The sequence below is a fragment of the Streptomyces niphimycinicus genome, from assembly GCF_018883605.1.
Lineage (GTDB): Bacteria > Actinomycetota > Actinomycetes > Streptomycetales > Streptomycetaceae > Streptomyces > Streptomyces niphimycinicus.
On record NZ_JAHLEM010000700.1, the window covers coordinates 1 to 1,877 of the forward strand.

The following is a 1,877-nucleotide window of genomic DNA, read 5'->3' on the forward strand; positions in this document are numbered from 1 at the left end:
ACGCGCCGGCCGGGCGGGCGGACAGGACAGTGGCGGGGCTTCTTGACCAAGCTCCTATGAGGTCACGGACGCCCGTCCGGTCGCGTGCGAGGCGGCTCCTCCGAGCGGATCGACAAATCCAGTACAAGACAGTCGAGACGTCGGTCAGTCCGTGAGTCAGACCCGTCGGAGAAGCCACGTCACATCCTCACTGTCAGTCCTGCGCTGGCACACACGCCTCGTCGCCCGGAAATGGACCTATCCACGCCGCAATCCAGGCCGACCATCGAAACCGGGAGCATTACGGCATCTGGTCCCGCGCCTCGCGCGGGAGAACCCCGGGTGGGGGTACCGCCGGATCCACGGCGAACTGCTCAACCTGGGACGCAAGATCGACGCATCAACCGTCTGGGAGATCCTGAAGAACGCCGGGATCGACCCCGCGCCCCAGCGAACGGACCATTCCTGGCCCACCTTCCTCAAAGCCCAGGCCTCCGCCATCGTGTCCACCGACCTCTTCCACGTCGACACGGTCTTCCTGCGACGCTGGTTCGTACTGTTCTTCATCGACCACGACACCCGCCGCGTACACATCGCCGGAATCACCCGAAACCCGACCGGCCCCTGCATCACCCAGCAAGCACGCAACTACCTCATGGACCTGGGCGACCGCGCAGAGTCGATCAAATTCCTCATCCGGGACCGCGGCGCCTACTTCACCGACAGCTTCGACGCCGTCTTCCAGGCGACCGGCATACGCGTGGTCCCCATCCTGCCCGCCGTGCCACGGATGAACGCGATCGCAGAACGCTGGATCGGATCATGCCGACGTGAGGCAACCGACCGCATCCTGATCACGGGAGAGCGCCACCTACGCCTCATCGTCAGTGAGTACGCGGAGCACTACAACAGACACAGGCCGCACCGATCCCTCGGACAACGGGCGCCGAACCGACTCACCGAGCCCGAGCCACTCACCGCCACCGACAACACTCGCATCCATCGACGTGATCGACTCGGCGGCCTCATCCACGAATACACGCAGGTCGCATAGGGATGACACAGTTTCCGGCACCCACACGCGCGCAGCCCCATGTGGCCCTTGCCGTCCAGAGCAGAGGCCCAACTCTGCACCAGAGTGGTGACGTCCGCGCTGATCCAACCGTCCGGGGCGGTGGTGCAGGCAGGGTTGCCCTTGGTCTGGGTGGACGAGTGGTACTGCTGCTGCCATGTCGGCTGCTTCGTCCACCGCGAGGCGGTGGAGGAGGCGGTGGTGTCCCAGATGGTCCACTCGTACGCCTTGCAGTCGTCGTTGCCGGAGTGGAAGTTCCACAGGCTGACGTCCGCGTTCGTGACCAGGGTGTCCTTGAATGCCGCGGTGTTCCAGGTGATGAACGACCTGGCGGTACGCGGCGTGCCATCGCTGTTGGTGGTGCCGGGGTTCCCGAAGTCCAGCTCGACGTCGGTGGACAGGTCCCCGGTCTCGCCCTGCTGAACGTAGGTATCGAAGACGTTTGTCAATGATGCGGAGATCCTGGCTCTCCGTCATCAGATCATGGTGCTCGATCGCCAACTCGGCGGTGCCCGACTACGGTTCACTCCGAGCGATCGGGCGCTCCTGGCTGCGCTGCTGCACCGGATGCCGTTGCCCACCCTGCGGCGTCTGCGACTGCTCATCCGCCCTGGTGGGGGCCGGTACTTCGGGTTTCCCGAAATCTGGCCGCGGTCGCTCGAGACGGCGCTCTCGCACAGCTGCTGTCAGCGCGTCATGATGATCGATCGTGCTGCTGCGACTGGCTTACCTGGGTGTGACAAACGCGTTCGCAATGCTTCGCCTGCTGACGATGACCGACCGGGACAAGGACGCCGAGATCCTCGCCCTGCGCCACCAGATCACC

The 1,877-nt window shown here is 64.8% G+C and carries 1 protein-coding gene and 1 pseudogene; one reads left to right on the forward strand and one right to left on the reverse strand.

Features of this window, described 5'->3' with window-relative positions; all coding sequences use genetic code 11:
* Window positions 1-151: 151 nt before the first annotated feature.
* Entirely contained in the window at window positions 152-1,033 is an 882-nt protein-coding gene (locus KN815_RS40560; RefSeq protein ID WP_253209555.1) for an integrase core domain-containing protein, read from the forward strand.
* A gap of 26 nt (window positions 1,034-1,059) precedes the next feature.
* Here KN815_RS40560 and KN815_RS40565 read toward each other — a convergent pair.
* Window positions 1,060-1,509, reverse strand: a pseudogene (locus KN815_RS40565) (DNRLRE domain-containing protein); the annotation flags it as partial.
* Window positions 1,510-1,877: the final 368 nt, after the last annotated feature.